Here is a 17,828-nt window from a genome sequence, read left to right as displayed (position 1 = left end):
TAGGTGGTAATTGGTAATTGGTAATTGGTAATCAGCCGATCGCCGGTTGCCGGTTGCCGATTGCTTAGAAGAAGAAACTATGACGCAAATTCCTCACCCCGACTTATCTAAAATAACCGTAAATTGCGCTATCATTACTGTTAGCGACACGCGCTCGGCTGAAACAGACAATAGCGGCTTGTTAACTAAGAGGCTGCTAAAAGATGCGGGTCACTCTGTGGTAGCTTACACTGTTGTTAAAGATGATGCGGCCAAAATTGTATTGCAAATGCAGGCGTTTTCCCAGCGTGAAGATGTGGATGCAATCATTTTTAACGGCGGCACGGGCATCGCTCCCCGAGATACGACTTATGATGTGATGGAGAGTTTGCTCGATAGGATTTTACCGGGATTTGGGGAGATATTTCGGTTTTTGAGCTATCAAGAAATTGGTTCCAGGGCGATCGCCTCTCGCGCCGTTGCAGGCGTGTATCAAGGCAAGTTAGTCTTTTCTCTTCCGGGCTCTAGCAATGGCGTAAAACTAGCTGTGGAAAAGCTAATTTTACCGGAATTAGTTCACTTGGTGACGCAGTTGCGCGGTGGGTGAGAGCGAAAGTTCGGTTAATTGACTCACAATCAAGAAATTTGGTTACAAATCGTCCGAGGAATCCGTGGAGTGAGAAAAAAGCTTTGAATCCTCATCGCAAGCCCCCGGTTTTATCGGTGAGGTCGCTTTCTTCAATCTCTTCAATCTAAAATCTAAAATCTAAAATCTAAAATCGACTGGCTGCATTCACCGCAAGAAACGGGTGGCTTTGAGCCTACTCTATGGCTAAAGTGAGGAAACATCAAAATTCCCTTGACTTAGACTAGATGATTTCCATGCAGAATGCGAGTGTCTATGCTAGCGAAGATTATCACCGGATTGCTCGGGCGATCGCCTTTATGCGACAAAACCACCTAAACCAGCCCAATCTGGCAACTGTGGCCCAACAGATAGGACTGAGTGAATATCATTTTCAACGGCTATTTACTCAATGGGCCGGCATTAGCCCGAAGCGGTTTTTGCAATATCTGACAGTTGAATATGCCAAGTCAAAAATCACTCAGACTAAAAGCCTTCTAGACCTAACATTGGACGTGAGGCTATCGAGTCCCGGACGATTGCACGATTTATTTGTGAACTTAGAAGCAATGTCACCAGGGGAGTTCAAAGCAGGCGGAGCAGGTTTACAAATTCGCTATGGTATTCATGATACCCCGTTTGGCAAATCTCTAATCGCGACAACTGCCCGTGGTATTTGTAATCTTTATTTCTTGGAGACAACAGACGAACAAACCGCCGCACAAAGACTGCGATTGGGATGGAAAAACGCTGAAATCATTCGTGATGAGCCAGCCACTCAATCATTGCGTGACCTGATTTTCAATTCAGAAACTCTCAGCGAGCAAAAACCACTAACGCTCTTGGTAAAAGGCACTAACTTTCAGATTCAAGTTTGGCGAGCACTTTTGCAATTGCCATTTGGGGCGATCGCCACCTATCAAACTATAGCTCAACTGGTAGCGCGCCCAACTGCTGCTAGAGCTGTAGGAAATGCGATCGGTAAAAATCCGATCGGCTATCTAATTCCGTGTCACCGAGTCATTCGAGAATCTGGAGAACTCGGTGGCTATGGCTGGGGAGTAGAGCGTAAAACAGTCATGTTAGGTTGGGAAGCTAGCCGTACAATCTGCGATCGATCGGCCAGAAAAGCTTAAGTTACATGGCTACACCATCGACGCGAATACACCGGGGAATCCATAGGAGGTGAGAGATACAACCCCTTGAATCTGCTGCAAATTGCCATGGCTAGCTGCTTGTTTCAATCTTTCTCCGAGCGAATGTTCCAGAGAATTTCCTTGCTGCATCGGTACCGCGTTAGCAGGTTGAGTGAAATATTCCCCCGACCTTCTTACCTTGTTGGATTAAATTGTTGAAAAGGTCTACAGCCAATTTGGTAGGCCCAATATAATACTCAATACCTCTTTGACGCAGCAGTTCTTCAGTTTCAGGACAGGTATGTAGCATGAGTTCCATACCACGTGTCAAAACCATAAATTCTATACCTTGCTCTAAAATTTCTTCGATATCAGCAGGTTGAATACCTGGTTGGTGACGAGTACCTGTGAGTTTCCAATCCCATTCCTTAGCACCTCCCGACCATACTTTACAATCTTTGAATTGACAAGTTTTGCCGTCAGTGGTTACTTTAATACGTCCCCAAGAGATATGACTAATCAGGCTTTTCTGAGAATTGCTCATTATCTTGTTTTTTATATCATAAAAAGATGGACAAAAGAGATTGAGGCAATGTAGATAGGAGCGCCTAACGGCTAAATTGAGCGGCAGCCAGTAACTTTAGCTTAACTGAAATTATCTCTGTTGAGTCAATCAAGGCTAGTTTACAAACATCAAGTCCTTGAGTTAAGCATTGCTCTCGCCACTTTCGAGATATTGGTGCAAACATTTCTACCAACTGGTGTTTTGTCCATTCATAGTTCTGGTGTGACTTACGCTCAGAAACCCGGTTTCTACGCAATGTCGATAGACCGCAAATAAATTTCAGGGTGCCAGGTCAATCTACACTAGAAATAGTGTGTTTCGCCAGCTTTCTAATTATATTGTTTCCGGTTGCATCAGTATTGTTCAAATATCCCCACAGTCAGTTGTCAGGAAGCATACTTTTACTCAACACTCAAAAGCCAACAGTCATCTCGCTCGTGCAACCGGAATTACTATCCAGCAAGATAGGTTATTCGATGAAAATCCCAGCAACTTTGTCTCCATTCATCGTCATATGTATGACAAATTCATCTCCACCATCTTCAAAACTCAGCTTCCACAAAAAAATCTGACAATTACCTTGTTTTAGCTCACCAAAATAAGTAATTGAATATCCCTTTTCCAGACGTGAAGCAATCTGCTCGCTAACATCGTCAAACATTTTTTGTGTAATGCTCGTTTTGTAGCCTGTATCGCCCACTGTGCTAAAAAGCTCGTAATTTTTCGATGCTGTCGCATCCAAAATAACCTGCAAACAATCGATGACGTTTTGAGAGGGGGCTGTCGGGTTCATGATGATGTCCTTCATTGAGGGTTTTATCAAAATGTGTAACAAATGGCGCTACTAATAGCTCCTACGGCGGTCTAATATCAAATCCGGTAGCATGGGAATTATTTATCGGTAGGGTGCGCGGTTGCAGAAATCTTTAAATCCACAGATTAGACTATTTACACTCACGCACCGCCCCAAGGACTGAATAATATCTATGCAACTTTACTATTTATAGCAGTTTTCAATCGAATTAAATAAAGACAGCTTTAGACACGGCAGTGCCGTGTCCTACCCGATAACTGTAGTTCACTATACTGAAAAGCGCTATATTGCCTCAGCAACAATAGTGCGGTGTCGGACGGTATTGCAAGTGATTGTCGGCTGTGCAAAACCGGAATCTACCAAAGCTTGCTCAATATCCAACCCAAAATACTGATCCAAATAAGGCTCCGTACTCTTGAGCAAAGTCAAAATATAAGGAGGCATTTTGGCATAAACTTCCGACTGGGGATTCATATCCATAATTGTCAAATGTCCGCCAACACGCAGCAAACGCCTCGCTTCCCGGAATATTTCTCTAGTAGGTTTCGGCGGCAATTCGTGACAAACTAAAAAGATAGAAACTAGGTCGAAAGCATTCGCAGGCAAACCAGTAGATTCAGCTGCAGCGTGCACCCAAGTTGGAGATTTTTGATTTAAAAATTCCGATTCTAGCTGTTGAGAACGGTATTTAGCAACTGCTAAAAAATAAGGGGACAAATCCACCCCAGTCATCTTCGCTTCCGGGTAAACATCCCCAAGAGCAAACGTACTCATTCCCACACTGCATCCCAAATCAACAATATCTTGCGGTGAAGAAGCAATTTGAGATTGGATGATTTCGTGATAGCTGGCGCGGAGTTTAGCATCGCCTTCTGCACCCGCTTCCGGCCAAATTCCGGCGTGAACAGTGCGGGCGGCTACTTCAAATTCTGTCGCTGCTTCCCAACTCATATGACCCTTTTCGTAGCCATGAAATGAAGTGAGGTAATATTTCGGGTAAACAAGATTGGGATTTTGCACGCTGAGCAATTCTGCATCCCAATTCCGGGACACAAGTGCTTGGACTTCTTGTCGCCAATGCACTCCGATTTTTGCGGCTCTTTTCATCATCATTTCCCGCGCTTGGTGCTTGGCTAGATTAGCCAAAGGCTTGATGGAGATTACGCCATTTACTAAGCGCGAGGCTAATCCCGGAGTTTTGTTAACTGCAACAGTCATATTTTAGTTTTTTCTATTTTGCGCCATTTATTTTACCACGTTGCGGCGCTTTTGAGTTGGTCTATATAATGAAACTTAACTTTGTGAGGCCGAGTGAAATGCAAATGTTTTGTGAAAAAGACTTTTTTTAATGAACCGCAGAGGGCGCAGAGAACGCAGAGTTAGAAAGGAGAGAAAAGATCGGAGTAGGGCAAAAGTGGTTCGGGTGGTATAATATTTCTTTGTGCTTACCTACTTAGTGCTGGGGAATTTACAAAGGAATCGGGAATGGGATTTTCCGAACTTGGAGTATTTGGAAGAACACTTTAAATCTGGCTATTTAGGAGTTTGTGATGAGCAAATCTATTGTGGAATTGGTTGATAATTTGCCGTCTGGTGGCGTCACTGTGATGATGTTAAAATCTCTCGATTTTGTGGTTCCGGGGGAGTGGAACAATCTAGTGGGTTTTGATAATACTATTCAAGCGCTGACAGGGGAAACAAAGCGCAAGTTAGTTGGGAAAGTTCGCGATCGCGCGATCGAGCTTTACGCTAACCCCAACGAGCCGTATCAAGGCGTAGTCAGGCTTTACCAGTTAGCAGACAGCGCCGACAGTGCGTTAGGTGCAACGGCTATGGCAAATAAAATCGGCGAAAACATCGGCTTTCTTTCTTTTCTCAACCGCCTCACTCCCAAAGCTGACACCACTCAAACGATCGACTTGTGCGTCAAAGTGGCGATCGAGTTAATGGCCTTCTGCAAACTTAACAATATTTCCCTTGACAATGTGGGAAGCTTTGGTAATTATTTATCCCATTACAAAGGCGAATCTCTGATGCGGATGGCTGCTTTAGTTTGTGCTGACGGTTTAATTCCCCTTGGCCCCGACTTCATTAGAGTAGCACAAAATACCCTAGGCGGATTGAATCCTTCAACCTTGCAGCAAAACTCAACATTCCAAAATATCAGCAACCTAATTCCCGGCGCAAATAATTCACAAAAGTTCGGATTTATGACAGCAAGTTTCGCCTCAGCGCAAGGTTGGATGAACAATTTAGTACAGTCTCGCGGCTTAACTCCCGCCATAGTTTTAGGCCATCTCAAGCAATACATTGATGTTGCCGATGACAAATTGGATTATGTGGCGGCGTTTTTAGACATGACTACCAATTATTACGAACATACGGGAATTCAGACGGTTGCTCGCCGAGTGATCGATCGAGCTTATGCTGAAATAGCCTCTGGCAGAGACTAGAAAAGTCCTTCCCAGGCGAGGGAACAGAGGGAGGCAGAGCATGGTAACGAGGGAACTGGTTAGGTTCGCGTTTGCCATGCTGTTGAGTCTCTGCTACCGTGAAAAATGGCGGTCACTATCACTCGGCTTGATACAATGCGATAATACACAGCATAGGGAAAGCGACGCACCACCGATCGCCGAACATCGCGATAGACAACGGGATAGGACTCCGGCATCTGGCAAATTCGATCGAGCATTTCGTCAATACAGTCTAAAAACTCGTCACCAAGTCCTAGTTGCTGACTTTCATACCAAGTGTATGCTTCATCCACTTCTTCACGAACTTCTGGACGGAATACTAACGCATAATTCATAGTTTATTTTCGTGCTTTGACGGAAGCTTTAACTTCTTCCCAAGTCAGCACATTATCAGGATTTGCTTCAGAATCATCAATTCGGCGATCTAGTTCCTGCTTTTGAAAGTCTGTCAGGTCTGGGTGAACTTGTTCTGCCGCTATACTGTCTAAGATTGCTTGTACAAGACGAATCCGATCTTGAACGCTGAGGGCGACGATCTGATTTAATGTGCCTGTGAAATCCATAAATTTGAGTTAAGCGCCAAGGACTTAGTAGATTATTATAACTCAAAACCACGATCGAACAGAGCGAGGCAGAGCCTCTGGATCTGCGTTCCCAGGCTCTGCCTGGGAGCGAGGGAACAAACTTGAGTTAAAATAAGCAAATTATGTTTAGCAAACCTCTTTTAATCGCCTTGTGAAAAACAAATCGCTTCCTTCATCCGTAACAGTCAAGCTAGGCAAATTTGTCTGGACATCAATGTGGCAATTAATGATGTCAAAACTAGCGCCGCCCGATCGCACGGGAGCATACATTCGCCCCACCAGCAGTTTCCGCAACTTTGTCAGCACAGCACCAGATAACCCTTACCAACCCGCTGCGGGACGGTATCGCCTCTTCGTGGGTACGGGATGCCCTTGGGCGCACCGCACTCTGGTAACGAGAGCGCTCAAAGGGCTTGAAGATGCGATATCGGTGTCGATTGTCTATCCCTCTGAAGGGGGAATGTGGGTGATGGAGTCGGAGACTTTTGGCTGCAACACGATGCCGGAACTTTACCAGTTGGCTTTACCGGGCTATCAGGGGCGGTGTACGGTGCCGGTGCTGTGGGATGAGTCGAAAAGGACGATCGTCAATAACGAGAGTTCGGAAATTATTGTGATGCTAAACTCGGAGTTTAACGAGTTTGCTAGCAATCCTCAAATGGATCTTTATCCTCTGGATTTGCGATCGCAAATTGACGAGTGGAATGAGAAGATTTACCAATCGGTGAATAACGGCGTTTATCGCTGCGGTTTCGCGCAATCTCAAGCTGCTTATGACTCGGCTTGCAGTGAATTGTTTGCTGTTTTAGACGAGATCGATCGATCGCTCTTGAGGAGTCGTTATCTTTGTGGCGATCGGGTGACTTTAGCAGACGTGCGGCTTTTTACTACTCTATTCCGTTTTGATGCCGTTTACTACAGCTTGTTCAAATGCAATGTGCGCCGCATTCAAGATTACGAGCATTTGGGAGCCTATCTGCGCGATTTGTATCAGTTACCGGGAGTTGCTGGCACTTGCGATTTGGAGGCGGTGAAGCGCGATTATTACGGCAATTTGTTCCCGCTGAATCCCGGCTGCATTATCCCCGCTGGACCCGATCCGGCGAGTTTGCTCAAAGCTCACGATCGCGCAGGACTCAGAAACCGGGTTTCTTAACAAAATCGGGCGTGAAGATGCCAGAATTATCGCAGAAACCGGGTTTCTAGGATGCTTGGGCGGGGAGTCAAAAACCAGGTTTAGCTCGTTCCCAGCCTCTGCCTGGTAACGCATATGCAGAGGCTCTGCCTCGCCTTAACCCTCTAACAAACGCTTTATTCTCTCCTTTACTCAAACCTCACGATCGACAAAATATTCGTGTTATTTTGAAGTGAGATTAAGCAATATTCAAAATCAAATCATGTCTGGCGATCGCCCGAGTCATCTCAAAAGGCGATCGTAACTTATATACAAAAATCCAAACAAGGAATTGGCAATGTTAGGAAATAAGGGCGATCGGGAAGCACGGCAGCGCATTGAACAGGCACGGCGACAGGGAGCAATAGCACTTGATCTTCGCTACCTGGAACTGACGGAACTGCCAGAGGCGATCGCATCCCTCACTCAGTTGCGAGTGCTTTACCTCAGCAACAACCAACTGAGGGAACTACCAGAGGCGATTGTCTCCCTGACACAGTTACAATTGCTTAACCTCTCCGATAACCAACTGACGGAACTGCCAGAGGCGATCGCCTCCCTCACCCAGTTGCAAACGCTTTACCTCAGCAACAACCAACTGAGGGAACTACCAGAGTCGATCGCATCTCTTACTAATTTGGAATGGAGGGGGCTTAGGTTGCACAACAACCCTCTCAATCCTGACCTCGCTGCTGCCTATGAGCAAGGCACTAAAGCCGTCTTGCAATACCTGCAGGCAAAGGCAGAAGCAAAGATCACCCTGAATGAAGCCAAGCTGATTTTGATCGGTGAAGGCGAGGTGGGCAAGAGTTGTCTGTTGGGCGCATTGCGGGAGGATGAATGGCTAGAAAGTCGTCCCACCACTCACGGCATTGAAATTAAGCCAGTTATTGTCACCCATCCCGACAGTGGCACAGAGATATCGCTCAATGGTTGGGATTTTGGCGGTCAACCGGTTTATCGATCGACACACCAGTTGTTTTTCAGTGCACCAGCCGTGTATCTGGTGGTGTGGAAGCCGCGAGAAGGCCCCCAGCAGGGCTTTGTCAAAGAGTGGATTACCCTGATCAAGCATCGCGCACCGGATGCCAAGGTGCTAGTAGTCGCAACCCACGGCGGCCCCGGACAGCGACAACCCGACATTGACAGACAGGAAATTCAGGATCGATTCGGCAGCGATACGGTGCTTGACTTCTTCCATGTAGACAGCAAACCTGAGCTTCAGAACTCCTGCACCGGGCTGGCAGAATTAAAACAAAAGATTGCTAGTGTCGCCGCATCTCTTCCCGAAATGGGACGTTCCGTTCCCGCCAAGTGGCAGCGAGTGCGGGAAATCTTGCAGACAAACGACAAAGCCTATCTGCCCTACGATGATGTTCTTGCCATCTGCGCTCAACAGGGAATCGATAAAGAACAAGCAGAACTTTTCCTTCGCATTTCCCATACCTTGGGGCATTTCATCCATTACCATTACGATCCAATACTGCGGGATATCGTCATCCTCAAACCCGACTGGCTAGCAAAGGCAATCAGCTTTGTACTCGATGATGAAACAACCCGCCGCCGCAACGGTTTAGTAGATTTTGAGCATCTGGGCGAATTATGGAGTAATCCCCCGTTTCCAGGCGAGGACGGCTACCCGAAAGAACTACATCCCATCTTTCTCAAGCTGATGGAACGCTTCGATTTGTCCTACCGGGTTGTCCTCGACCCAGCTAAACCCAGCAATACCAGCTTGATTGCTCAACTTGTACGCGATACACGCCCGGAATTGCCCAATTGGGGACAGCAACCCGAAGCCGGAGACAGACAACAAGTGCAAATCTGCCGGATTGTGGACGATCGACGACAACTTGCAGTAGCAGAAGGATTGTTTTATCAATTGATTGTGCGCTTGCACAAATACTCACTGGGGCGGTGCAATTACGAAAAAAGTATCCATTGGCAACGGGGTTTGATGCTTGACAACGACTACAACGGTCGGGCTTTGCTGGAATATGTTGACACTGATGTAAAAATTACCGTGCGGGCAGCTTATCCAGAACGGTTTTTGTCTTATCTCACGGAAGAGATTAAATGGGTAGTCGAGTATTTCTGGGAAGGATTGCGATGTAATGTGATGGTTCCCTGCATTGCGCCTTGCGGTATGAATGCGCCGGGAAACGGCTTATTTGAGGTAGAGAAACTAATTGAGAGCAAAAAGAAGAATCGTCATGAGTATCCCTGTCCCATTTCAGGCTGTGGTGAATGGCAAAACATCGATTGTCTGCTGAATAACGCCCCCACTGCTCAACCCCCATCGCAACAAATAGGCATTCAGCAGTTCCGAAATATTGTCAAAGACGAGCTAAAAATCATCCGCAAAGATTTAGCGATTGTCGATCGTCGAGGTGAAGAACGCTTTCAGTCATTGTCTCAGGATCAGCGGATCATTCTCAGCAAAGTCGATGAGGAATTTGCGTCGCTAATGCAAATGCTCACCGATGAAGCCAAAGATGGCCCGCGCCTGTTCAGTTTCAAGCCCGTCGATCCAAGCTTTTTCGATCGCCCCAAATGGATAAGTACAAAATTGCAAATTACCCTCTGGTGCGAACACTCTCGTCAACCGCTTCCCGCCTTAAATCCTAACGACAAGAAGAAGGGAGTTTATGAATTGGAAGTGTCGCGCGAATGGTTTACCAAAGCAGCCCCCTATCTCAAAATTTTGACAGGAACTCTGAGTCTAGTCTTACCTGTCGCAGCCTCGGCAACCAAGCTAATGCTAGATGAAGCCACCTACAAAGGCATTGAAGAGGAACTCGATTTCGGACAAAAAAGCATCGAGTCTACCTTGAAAGGAAGCGATTTAGCGACTAATTTGTCTACCGAAAGTGATGCCCCTGATTGGCAACAGGGCGAAGCAGCCATCCGCGCCCAAGGCTCGATTTTGCGAGAATTACACGCGCTGCTAAAAGCAAAAGATCCTGGTTTTGGTGGCTTGGTGCGGGTGCAGAACAGACGCCGCGAATTTCTGTGGGTTCACGAGCAGTTTATAGATGAGTATTAAGATTTTTATCTTGACACCATTATTACGATCGTGTGATAATTTAAACAGGAAATCTCAAGTTCCCATGCTCTGCCTGGAAGGAGAGCAAGACCAAATCCAGCATCTAAGCATCTAATCTTCAAGCCTGCCTGGGAACGAGGAAATAGTCTCGCTAAATGTCCTGCCTGTTATTTCTTGGCCTAAATCCTGAGCTAGTAAATCGATACCGTCAATAACTTTATTTGGCTCTGCGATACTCAAAACCTCATAGCATTTTTCCCGATAATCGGGACGATCTTGAAAATACTGAATCGCTCGCTCGAGCGGTTCCATAACTTGATAAGCTGCTTCCGCTTTGTCGATCGCCTCTTGGGGAATCGGAGTCGCTAACCTTTGAATAGCCAAGTCGATTAAATCTCTAGAATTTACCCGATCGCTCGGCCATCGATCCGCATTTGCCAACAACTTTTCTGCTATACTATCAATCTGATTCAAACAAGGAACAGGCGACCAATTTGGATAATTTGGTTCGCCAAACTCAATTCGCCCTTCACAAACCATCTCGAACTTAATAGTAGTGCCACTAACAATAACTGGAAATCTTATCCCGTACTGGTTGGCTTGAATATCGTTCGGGAGAACAATGCGTGAAGCGAAGCTATCCCCAAGGGTATCGCGACTAGCAAAAATCGCATCATAGCCTCCATCTGCAACTTTTCGGCGCAGGAGACGGTAGCCATCATCCATCGGACACATAAAGTCAATATCCTGGCTCAACCGATATTCTCCGTGTTCCATACTTACCAACGTTCCGCCGCCAAAATACGCCCGATATTCCTGTAGAAATTCGACATTCAAGTGGCTGAGTACAGTTAATATCTTTTGATGAATTTCGCGTTTAAACATTGCTTGAGAACTTACCCCATTTTCGGGAGTGTTTGGCGGGCAACTGCTTCCCAGTTCCGCTATTAACCAAGATTGATGCTGTTGGCTGATTTGTTGAATAAAAGCCAGTTCCTCGGAGCTAGGTTTTCCCAAAACTCCCCAATACTGCCAGCCGGATTCGTAGCGACATAGCATTTCCTTGAAACTCAATTTTTTGACATCCGCAATTTGCCAGCAGATAGCTTGAAGAAATGGAAGTTCTGCGGGAACTTTAAATGCGGTTGCTATTTCTTGATTGTTCATCTGCTTTCGGCAAAAGCGAGGCTGAGCCTCTGGAACTGCGTTACCAGGCAGAGCCTGGTAACGAGGAATTTTCTTCCAATCCGCGCAGGCGGACTTTGTTTGTGGAGCATCCGAATTCTATTCGGCGGGTTCTATTCCGTAGGTTCCTAGCTTTCCGATAAAATCTCTTCGAGTGCTAATTTCAGCGTCGGATATTGATATTGAAAACCGCTAGCTAAAGTTTGTTTTGGCAAAACTTTTTGCCCTTCCAAAACAACTTTTGCCCCGTCTCCCAAAAGCATTTCTAAAGCAAAACTTGGCACCGGCAACCAAGAAGGCCTCTTTAAAACTTCCCCTAAAGTTTGGCACAATTCATTCATCCGCACCGGATTCGGTGCTGTCGCATTCAAAACGCCTTCAACTTGCGGATTTTGCAAAGCGTACAAAATTAAATCAACCACATCCTCGCGATGAACCCAAGAAAACCACTGTTTCCCAGTGCCTAGCGGCCCACCAGCAAATAGTTTAAAAGGTGGCAGCATTTTTGCCAACGCGCCTCCCATTCCCAAAACTATCCCCAGCCTCAAAATTGCTAGCCGCGTTCCCGCATTTTTTGCAGGTTGGGCTGCTGCTTCCCAGTCTTTGCACACTGCTGCTAAAAAATCGTTTCCCGCGAGGCTCGTTTCGTCAAACTCAGCGGTTTCGCTGGTTCCGTAATAGCCGATCGCCGATGCGCTAACCAACACCGATGGTCTAGGATTAGCATTGACGATCGCCTCGACCAATTTTGCCGTCGTCAGTTTGCGACTGTCCAGAATTGCTTGCTGGCGTGCCTCCGTCCACCTTTCCTCAGCAATCGGAACCCCAGCTAAATTGACAACACCATCGCAGCCCGCGATCGACTTTTGCCAATCACCAGACTCCGCTGGAGTGTAGGCGACAACTTCCAAATTCGGATAAGCTGAAGCGGGAAAAACTCGGCCAGCCTTCGCCGCATCCCTGCTCAAAACTACCACTTGATGTCCCGCAGCTTGCAGCTTTTCCACCAGCCGGCTACCTACAAATCCCGTTGCTCCCGCGATCGCTACTTTCATCTTTTACCCGCAATGCACATCAACAGTAGTTTAGACGATCGTCCAAACTTGTCTTTGATTATACAAAACTAGAGAGCCAGCCCGATCGCCTCCCCACAAGCTTTCTGTATTTTGATTAAACTGATATGGGACACGAGGAACACAAACCATGCCTGCAAAAAAATCAAAGCTTCTAATTGCTGCCTCCACCGTCGCAGCAGGTAGCGCTGCGGTCTACTTTTACTTCCAGGGTTTGAGCCAACAAGTATCCAACCCTCAAGACAGCGCCAAAGTTGTGCCCGACGAAGCAATGATGGCCGCGTTCATCTCCCCCAACCCCCAAGCGCTGTCACAGTTGCAGCGATTTGGCACGGCAGGGGCTCAAAAGTTGGTCGGTCAGGGTTTGAAGACCTTTCAAGAACAAAGCTTGGCAGGCACTCAAATTGACTTTGACAGGGACTTAAAGCCTTGGTTAGGGGGGGTGATGGTCGCTTTGCTGCCCCCTGATGCTGCGGCGAAAACCGAGCCTCCTAAGCTGCTGGTTGTAGTCAGCGTCAACAATAAAATTAGCGCTTGGAATTTTGCTAATAAATTAAAATCTCAGCCCGGTGCAACTACTCAAGAAACCGAGTATAAAGGAGTTAAAATTTATGAGATTGCAGAGCCAACTGGCAAGCGCTACAGTGTGGCTTTGCTGAACGACCAATTAGTGATGGCTCCTTTGAAAAAGCCTGTGGAATTGGCGATCGATACTTTTAAAGGAGAACCCTCCCTCGCTACGCAGCAGAGCACAACTAAGTTTTTTGCAGAGAGTGCTGGTGTCAAGAATCCGATCGCAACTGTTTATATTGCTGACTATCCTGCGGCAATTGAGCAATTGAAAGCTAATTTGCCCGCAGATATCCAGTTGCCTTGGACAGTTTTTTCGCAGTTCAAACAGGTCAAGTCTTTGGTGGCGGGAATAGGGGCGGATAGTGAGGGATTGAGGGTAAAAACTATTGCTCAGTTAGACCCTAAATTCGTTCAGCAAAATCCACAATTTGCCTCGAAATTGTTGCCCAGATTTCCGGATGAAACTATTGCTTTAATTGGTGGCAAGGGAATCGATAAAATTTGGTCGCAAGCAACCGCTGAGGCACAAGATAGCCCGGAAGTTGATAGGGGAGTTCAGCAGGTGAGGGATAGTTTTAAGCGGTTGGATTTGGATGCCGATCGTGATGTTTTTGGTTGGATGAACGGGGAATTTGCGATCGGGGCGATCGGTTCCAATCAAGGCATTTTGTCTCAGTTGGGCGTGGGGGCGGCGATGATTTTTGAAACAAGCGATCGCCCTGCAGCCGAAGCAACCTTGAAAAAACTCGATGCGATCGCCAAAAGCAATCCTACAGTCAGTGTCGCCCCTAGAACCGTTGAGGGCAAAGAGGTTACGGAGTGGCAAATACCCCAGCAAGGCACTTTATTCGGGCACGGTTGGCTGAATGAAAATTCTGTGTTTGTAGCTTTCGGCGGGCCTTTAGTTGATGTGATTACTTCGACGCCACCGCAACCGCTAAGCAGCAGTCCGAGTTTTCAGGCGATCGCCACTTCTTTGCCGCAAGCCAACCAAGGTTACTTTTATATAGATATGGAAAAAACCATGTCTTGGGCTAACCAATATTTGCTCGCTGTACAGCCAAATTTAGTTTCGCCGCCCGTCGCTGAATTGCTCAATTCTCTCCGAGGAGTTAGCGTAGCCACAGCTTCTACACAACCGACAAATGCTCAGCTTGAGATGCTTTTTGCCTTGAAGAAATCTAACAATTAGTTAATCGGGAATCAATAATTTTTCCTCCTATCCTTCTATCCGTTAAATCCCTTACACTGCGAGTTGGCGAACTTCCTTCTGACAAAAAAAGTTGCTCAAAAAAAAGTTGCTGCCTCTCTGGGGAGGGCAGCTACTCAAATAAAGCATCTTAAAGTCTCTCAAAACTTCAGAATTAACCTTCAGACATTCCCGACTTATTCGGCAATTGCAAATCATCCGGATCTACATAGTGACAAACTGCTTTGTCCATGCAAATCAATGCCCAGCCGGATTTATCGATGCTCATCAACTTGTAAGAAGCGGGCTGAATAAAGAAACCTTTGTGGTTGCGGGTTGCTGGCTTGATGTTAACGTGGCTGTCAGTGCTCATGTCTTTACAACTCCTAGTATTATCGTAGTGAAGTATGAAAACCGCTGAGCGGATTTGTCAATCGTCTAAGTTTTCAAATACTAGCACTGACTTCCTGAGTTTTCCATAAAGTTATTTATTGATTTATTACGATGTCGTAATAAACCGCAAAGCCGATTTCCTCGATCCCCGCCCAAAAATCGACTTGTTTGCGCGGTTAGGGCTCAAACAGCCACTGCTTAACGCGGGCGAGACTCTTCCAGTCCGGTTTTCTGCTTAATCCTTCTTCAAAATTTTTTTTAACTTCCTCTAGTAACTCTTCCGAAGCCATCAGGAGTTGCTGAGCGACTTCTACGTGGGGGCGCACCCCTTTTTCTTTGAGGTCGAGGATGGCGACTGCGAGGTTGATGCGAGCTTGGGGGTCGTGAGGGTTCAATTTAACGGCTGTTTTCGCTGCTTTTTGAGCCGGTGCGGGTTTATTTTCCAACAGGTAGAGCCACGCGAGGCTAGCCCAGGCATTGCCATTTTTGGGAGCTTTCTCGCACACTTCTTTAAACACGGGGATTAGGTTGGCCGGGGCTTCGCCAGCTTGGTAGCGATCGAAACCATCTTTAAACAATTCTTCAGGGGTCATTCGATTTTTGATTTGGGATTTGGGATGTTGAACGGAAAAGGGCATGGGTCAGTTAACAACTTTCTGCCCCATGCCCAATTTTCCAATTTATGTAGAAAAAGAACTGCCACAGCCGCAAGTTTGAGTGGCGTTGGGGTTAGTAAACTGAAAGCCGCCCCCGATCATAGCATCGCTGAAGTCGAGCACCAAACCGTAGAGATAAAGAATGCTCTTGGGATCGCAAACTACTTGGAAACCCTCGTAGTCGAACACTTCATCGTCGGCTTTCACAGTGCTGGGGTCTGCGAAATCCATCACGTAGGACATTCCAGAGCATCCGCCCTGGCGCACCCCTACCCGCAAGCAGAGGTCTTTACCTTGTTTTTCTCTCAGAGCTAAAACTTGACGGACAGCAGAGTCCGTCATTTGAATGCCCCGCTTTTGTGAAATGGCTTGAGTCATAATTTGCCGAACTCCTGATACTGTTTAATGCTAAGAGTTTCATCTTATTCATCCATTGTACAGGCATTCGTCAGAAGGCATTGGGTTAGATGGTGAAGGCAGAATTTTTAGCTTTTAATTTTTAATTCCCTTGGGGCCTCGTTCCCAAGCTCGATGTCCTCTCCCCCTATAGGGTTTATGATTGAGAAGCAGCGGTTGACCGGCTACCGGCACCGCAACAATGCTTCACTCAACGGGCTTACTCTATGGCAGCGCTGAATCGCTCTACTCTTCGTCGGCTACAAAACTTACCTCAAATTCCCAGCGTGTGGGAGGGCGATCGCCGACCCTTATCTAATGCTGACTCGCACATGATACTAGATGACGATGACGTTCTAGAAGCTGGTGGCGAGTGCATTCTCTGGGTCGATGGCTCCGAAGGAGTCGTGAGGGCTATGGACATGGTAGGCCCAGATGCTGGCCCAGAGGCGATCGTCCGGGCCCTGCTACGGGCAATGGAACATCCCCAAAGTCCGGCTCCCGCAGTCCGTCCCCAAAAAATAGTAGTTAAAAACCGAGAAATTCAATTTTATCTGCGGGGCGTACTTCAAGATTTAGGCATTTCCATTGACTACGTGCCGGAATTGCCCCTAATTGACGAAATATTTCGCGGCATGGAAGAGGTGGCGATCAACAGACCTCCTGAGTTACCCCCTCAGTATGCTGAAGTTTTAATGGAAAAAGCTGCTCAAATTTGGCACGACGCTCCGTGGCGGACTTTGAGCGAACACCAAATTATATCTATTGAAATCAATCAGTGGGATGTCGCCAGCCTCTACGTTTCCGTACTGGGGCAAGGCCGAATGGATTACGGAGTTTTACTGTACCGTTCTCTAGAATCCTTGAAGCGGTTTCGAGAACGAGTCGTCAACGATGAATCTTTTGAAGATTTAGAACAGGCTTTTTTAGGGCAAGACTGTTTGTTTCTCACCTTTGAAAGTGCAGGAGATATTGATGAGGACGACGATGAAGAAATTGATTTAGCCGATTTGCCTCCATCGGAAATTGAACCAAATTTCGGCAACCTCCATCCTTTAGAAGGATTGCGATCGATTCTTTACGAAGAAGAAGCCCTCACGATGTTAGTTGCTCTCGAAGCATTTCACCGCTTTTTCCGCAACGGCCGCCGGAAATTGGGAGCAGAGACCTTTCCCAGTCTTAGCAGCCGCTACCGCATCCCTGTTCCGCAGTCTGACGGAGAAATTAAACAGGTATCCGTTAAAGTTTCGACGATGCCCGAGGTCTCCGACGAATTATTAGAGATGCTCGGTGATAGCGATGATGATGAGGATGATGATGAATTTGAAATGCCGCTGCTGCGGGACGATTTAGTGCCGCAAAATTCATTTTTGAGTCTGGGCGTCGTACCTTGGGGAACGGTAGAATTTCTGCGCGCAACTGCCCAGTTTCACCAAGGTGCAGAAATGGATATTAATACCGCCGGAGATGGTTTGCCGGTGGTGATGATCCAAACTTCTCATCCGAAGGCGAAAACTATGATTCAAGATTTGAAGGAAGCTGGAGGAGTGAAGGCAATTTGTTTTAATCCGGGCGAAGATCCTTTTCAAGATGAGCAATACGACTTGGGTATTTTGCAAACTAAAAATGGGGATCTGTATTTGTTTGGGGAATTTAATGAAAACGATCCGGTGCATCAGGAAGCTCGCCAAAAGTGGGAGCGCCGCTGTAAATTAACGAACGGTTGGTGCGGTTTGGTGATTGCTAAAGGCTTGATGGGTGCTTCTCGCGGTCAGCCTCAGTTTAAGGATATGGTCGCTTTGTTTGAGGTGCGCTGGGTGTCTGCTAAAGACTTGGGAATTGGGCCGCTTCAGTTGATGCCGATGTTTTGAAGTTAGTTGACTGTTGACTGTTGACTGTTGGCTGTTGACTGTTGACTGTTTTGAGAAGAAAGAGGTAAAAGTAATTTGTAAGGTGCGCATTGCGC

18 protein-coding genes are annotated in these 17,828 nt (G+C 46.7%); 7 read left to right on the top strand and 11 right to left on the bottom strand.

Annotation, left to right across the window (positions count from 1 at the left end; all coding sequences use genetic code 11):
* Positions 1-79 precede the first annotated feature (79 nt).
* Both QUB30_RS10735 and QUB30_RS10730 read left to right on the top strand, forming a co-directional pair.
* Positions 80-586, top strand: a complete 507-nt coding sequence (locus QUB30_RS10735) for a MogA/MoaB family molybdenum cofactor biosynthesis protein (RefSeq protein ID WP_333302386.1) — start codon at positions 80-82, stop codon at positions 584-586.
* A 266-nt stretch (positions 587-852) separates the two neighbouring features.
* A complete protein-coding gene (locus QUB30_RS10730; protein ID WP_333332979.1) occupies positions 853-1,740 on the top strand; it encodes a methylated-DNA--[protein]-cysteine S-methyltransferase in 888 nt (295 codons plus the stop codon).
* 9 nt (positions 1,741-1,749) lie between these two features.
* On the opposite strand, the gene QUB30_RS10725 is transcribed toward QUB30_RS10730, so the two are convergent.
* The 4 genes from QUB30_RS10725 to QUB30_RS10710 all read right to left on the bottom strand — a co-directional run bounded on the left by QUB30_RS10725 (position 1,750) and on the right by QUB30_RS10710 (position 4,337).
* The gene (locus QUB30_RS10725) at positions 1,750-1,890 is read right to left on the bottom strand and encodes a hypothetical protein (protein WP_333332977.1); all 141 of its coding nucleotides are present in this window, start codon (positions 1,888-1,890) and stop codon (positions 1,750-1,752) included.
* A gap of 10 nt (positions 1,891-1,900) precedes the next feature.
* Positions 1,901-2,284 (bottom strand): Mth938-like domain-containing protein, encoded by a 384-nt coding sequence (locus tag QUB30_RS10720; protein WP_333332975.1) that lies wholly within the window; start codon positions 2,282-2,284, stop codon positions 1,901-1,903.
* Between the two features lie 490 nt (positions 2,285-2,774).
* On the bottom strand, positions 2,775-3,113 hold the full coding sequence (locus tag QUB30_RS10715; protein ID WP_333332973.1) for a hypothetical protein: 339 nt from the start codon (positions 3,111-3,113) through the stop codon (positions 2,775-2,777).
* A 288-nt stretch (positions 3,114-3,401) separates the two neighbouring features.
* Positions 3,402-4,337 (bottom strand): class I SAM-dependent methyltransferase, encoded by a 936-nt coding sequence (locus tag QUB30_RS10710; protein WP_333332971.1) that lies wholly within the window; start codon positions 4,335-4,337, stop codon positions 3,402-3,404.
* 332 nt (positions 4,338-4,669) lie between these two features.
* On the opposite strand from QUB30_RS10710, the gene QUB30_RS10705 reads away from it, so the two are divergent.
* Positions 4,670-5,572 (top strand): hypothetical protein, encoded by a 903-nt coding sequence (locus tag QUB30_RS10705; RefSeq protein ID WP_333332969.1) that lies wholly within the window; start codon positions 4,670-4,672, stop codon positions 5,570-5,572.
* Positions 5,573-5,631: 59 nt separating this feature from the next.
* On the opposite strand, the gene QUB30_RS10700 is transcribed toward QUB30_RS10705, so the two are convergent.
* Both QUB30_RS10700 and QUB30_RS10695 read right to left on the bottom strand, forming a co-directional pair.
* Entirely contained in the window at positions 5,632-5,928 is a 297-nt protein-coding gene (locus QUB30_RS10700) for a type II toxin-antitoxin system RelE/ParE family toxin (RefSeq protein WP_190733283.1), read from the bottom strand.
* 3 nt (positions 5,929-5,931) lie between these two features.
* Positions 5,932-6,156, bottom strand: coding sequence for an addiction module protein (locus tag QUB30_RS10695; RefSeq protein WP_333143700.1), 225 nt, complete (start codon positions 6,154-6,156; stop codon positions 5,932-5,934).
* Positions 6,157-6,391: 235 nt separating this feature from the next.
* Here QUB30_RS10695 and QUB30_RS10690 point away from each other — a divergent pair, with 235 nt between their 5' ends.
* The gene (locus QUB30_RS10690) at positions 6,392-7,333 is read left to right on the top strand and encodes a glutathione S-transferase family protein (protein WP_333333122.1); all 942 of its coding nucleotides are present in this window, start codon (positions 6,392-6,394) and stop codon (positions 7,331-7,333) included.
* A gap of 316 nt (positions 7,334-7,649) precedes the next feature.
* Complete coding sequence (locus tag QUB30_RS10685; protein ID WP_333332966.1) at positions 7,650-10,397, top strand: COR domain-containing protein; 2,748 nt, start codon at positions 7,650-7,652, stop codon at positions 10,395-10,397.
* Positions 10,398-10,508: 111 nt separating this feature from the next.
* On the opposite strand, the gene QUB30_RS10680 is transcribed toward QUB30_RS10685, so the two are convergent.
* Together QUB30_RS10680 and thyD are read right to left on the bottom strand one after the other, a co-directional pair.
* Positions 10,509-11,564, bottom strand: coding sequence for a nucleotidyl transferase AbiEii/AbiGii toxin family protein (locus QUB30_RS10680; RefSeq protein WP_333332964.1), 1,056 nt, complete (start codon positions 11,562-11,564; stop codon positions 10,509-10,511).
* 146 nt (positions 11,565-11,710) lie between these two features.
* Positions 11,711-12,637, bottom strand: coding sequence for a thylakoid membrane protein ThyD (gene thyD / locus QUB30_RS10675; protein ID WP_333332962.1), 927 nt, complete (start codon positions 12,635-12,637; stop codon positions 11,711-11,713).
* 148 nt (positions 12,638-12,785) lie between these two features.
* Between thyD and QUB30_RS10670 the strand changes: the two genes are divergently transcribed.
* Positions 12,786-14,420 (top strand): DUF3352 domain-containing protein, encoded by a 1,635-nt coding sequence (locus QUB30_RS10670; protein WP_333332959.1) that lies wholly within the window; start codon positions 12,786-12,788, stop codon positions 14,418-14,420.
* Between the two features lie 172 nt (positions 14,421-14,592).
* On the opposite strand, the gene QUB30_RS10665 is transcribed toward QUB30_RS10670, so the two are convergent.
* From QUB30_RS10665 to QUB30_RS10655, 3 genes are all read right to left on the bottom strand, one after another.
* On the bottom strand, positions 14,593-14,790 hold the full coding sequence (locus QUB30_RS10665; RefSeq protein ID WP_006632682.1) for a hypothetical protein: 198 nt from the start codon (positions 14,788-14,790) through the stop codon (positions 14,593-14,595).
* A gap of 196 nt (positions 14,791-14,986) precedes the next feature.
* Positions 14,987-15,403 (bottom strand): tetratricopeptide repeat protein, encoded by a 417-nt coding sequence (locus QUB30_RS10660; protein ID WP_333332957.1) that lies wholly within the window; start codon positions 15,401-15,403, stop codon positions 14,987-14,989.
* Positions 15,404-15,490: 87 nt separating this feature from the next.
* Positions 15,491-15,844: an iron-sulfur cluster assembly accessory protein gene (locus QUB30_RS10655; RefSeq protein WP_333332955.1), complete on the bottom strand. Its 354-nt coding sequence runs from the start codon at positions 15,842-15,844 to the stop codon at positions 15,491-15,493.
* Positions 15,845-16,089: 245 nt separating this feature from the next.
* Here QUB30_RS10655 and QUB30_RS10650 point away from each other — a divergent pair, with 245 nt between their 5' ends.
* Entirely contained in the window at positions 16,090-17,733 is a 1,644-nt protein-coding gene (locus QUB30_RS10650) for a DUF6930 domain-containing protein (RefSeq protein ID WP_333332953.1), read from the top strand.
* Positions 17,734-17,828: the final 95 nt, after the last annotated feature.

Source organism: Microcoleus sp. BROC3, from assembly GCF_036702515.1.
Classification (GTDB): Bacteria; Cyanobacteriota; Cyanobacteriia; order Cyanobacteriales; family Microcoleaceae; genus Microcoleus.
Note: the sequence above shows the minus strand (reverse complement) of the source record. Positions and strands in the feature narration are given on the sequence as shown.

Coding starts and splice junctions, on each gene's coding strand:
- QUB30_RS10735 (WP_333302386.1), top strand. CDS start 80: ATGACGCAAATTCCTCACCCCGACTTATCTAAAATAACCGTAAATTGC.
- QUB30_RS10730 (WP_333332979.1), top strand. CDS start 853: ATGATTTCCATGCAGAATGCGAGTGTCTATGCTAGCGAAGATTATCAC.
- QUB30_RS10725 (WP_333332977.1), bottom strand. CDS start 1,890: ATGCAGCAAGGAAATTCTCTGGAACATTCGCTCGGAGAAAGATTGAAA.
- QUB30_RS10720 (WP_333332975.1), bottom strand. CDS start 2,284: ATGAGCAATTCTCAGAAAAGCCTGATTAGTCATATCTCTTGGGGACGT.
- QUB30_RS10715 (WP_333332973.1), bottom strand. CDS start 3,113: ATGAAGGACATCATCATGAACCCGACAGCCCCCTCTCAAAACGTCATC.
- QUB30_RS10710 (WP_333332971.1), bottom strand. CDS start 4,337: ATGACTGTTGCAGTTAACAAAACTCCGGGATTAGCCTCGCGCTTAGTA.
- QUB30_RS10705 (WP_333332969.1), top strand. CDS start 4,670: ATGAGCAAATCTATTGTGGAATTGGTTGATAATTTGCCGTCTGGTGGC.
- QUB30_RS10700 (WP_190733283.1), bottom strand. CDS start 5,928: ATGAATTATGCGTTAGTATTCCGTCCAGAAGTTCGTGAAGAAGTGGAT.
- QUB30_RS10695 (WP_333143700.1), bottom strand. CDS start 6,156: ATGGATTTCACAGGCACATTAAATCAGATCGTCGCCCTCAGCGTTCAA.
- QUB30_RS10690 (WP_333333122.1), top strand. CDS start 6,392: ATGTGGCAATTAATGATGTCAAAACTAGCGCCGCCCGATCGCACGGGA.
- QUB30_RS10685 (WP_333332966.1), top strand. CDS start 7,650: ATGTTAGGAAATAAGGGCGATCGGGAAGCACGGCAGCGCATTGAACAG.
- QUB30_RS10680 (WP_333332964.1), bottom strand. CDS start 11,564: ATGAACAATCAAGAAATAGCAACCGCATTTAAAGTTCCCGCAGAACTT.
- thyD (WP_333332962.1), bottom strand. CDS start 12,637: ATGAAAGTAGCGATCGCGGGAGCAACGGGATTTGTAGGTAGCCGGCTG.
- QUB30_RS10670 (WP_333332959.1), top strand. CDS start 12,786: ATGCCTGCAAAAAAATCAAAGCTTCTAATTGCTGCCTCCACCGTCGCA.
- QUB30_RS10665 (WP_006632682.1), bottom strand. CDS start 14,790: ATGAGCACTGACAGCCACGTTAACATCAAGCCAGCAACCCGCAACCAC.
- QUB30_RS10660 (WP_333332957.1), bottom strand. CDS start 15,403: ATGACCCCTGAAGAATTGTTTAAAGATGGTTTCGATCGCTACCAAGCT.
- QUB30_RS10655 (WP_333332955.1), bottom strand. CDS start 15,844: ATGACTCAAGCCATTTCACAAAAGCGGGGCATTCAAATGACGGACTCT.
- QUB30_RS10650 (WP_333332953.1), top strand. CDS start 16,090: ATGGCAGCGCTGAATCGCTCTACTCTTCGTCGGCTACAAAACTTACCT.